At 54.1% G+C, this 777-nt stretch carries 1 protein-coding gene; it reads left to right on the top strand.

Going from position 1 to position 777, the window contains the following annotated elements:
• Positions 1–706: cation:dicarboxylate symporter family transporter (locus EQY_RS0123870; RefSeq protein ID WP_001268022.1), on the top strand; the 706-nt coding region annotated here is incomplete at its 5' end.
• Positions 707–777 lie beyond the last annotated feature (71 nt).

Here is a 777-nt window from a genome sequence, read left to right as displayed (position 1 = left end):
GATGCGTTATGCACCGGTGGGTGTGTTTGCGCTGATTGCGGTGACGGTGGCTAACTTTGGTTTCTCTTCTCTGTGGCCACTGGCGAAACTGGTGCTGCTGGTGCATTTCGCCATTCTGTTCTTCGCGCTGGTAGTGCTGGGAATTGTGGCGCGCCTGTGCGGGTTAAGCGTCTGGATCCTGATTCGTATTCTGAAAGATGAGCTGATTCTGGCGTACTCCACTGCCAGCTCTGAAAGCGTACTGCCGCGAATTATTGAGAAGATGGAAGCCTACGGAGCACCGGCGTCGATCACCAGCTTCGTGGTGCCGACCGGTTACTCTTTTAACCTTGATGGTTCGACGCTGTATCAAAGTATTGCCGCTATCTTCATCGCGCAGTTGTATGGCATTGACCTTTCCATCTGGCAGGAAATCATTCTGGTACTGACGCTGATGGTGACCTCGAAAGGGATTGCTGGCGTGCCGGGTGTGTCGTTTGTGGTGCTGCTGGCAACGCTGGGTAGCGTCGGTATTCCGCTGGAAGGTCTGGCGTTTATTGCCGGTGTTGACCGTATCCTCGACATGGCGCGTACCGCGCTGAACGTGGTAGGTAACGCGCTGGCTGTGCTGGTCATTGCCAAGTGGGAACACAAATTTGACCGCAAAAAGGCGATGGCCTACGAACGTGAAATGCTGGGCAAATTTGATAAGACTGCGGATCAGTAATTGAAGATTGCCGGGGGGTATATCCACCCGGCAATGTGTGGATGCCTGATGCGACGCTGTCGCGTCTTATC

Source organism: Escherichia sp. TW14182, assembly GCF_000208525.1.
In the GTDB taxonomy this organism is placed as follows: Bacteria; Pseudomonadota; Gammaproteobacteria; order Enterobacterales; family Enterobacteriaceae; genus Escherichia; species Escherichia ruysiae.
Note: the sequence above shows the minus strand (reverse complement) of the source record. Positions and strands in the feature narration are given on the sequence as shown.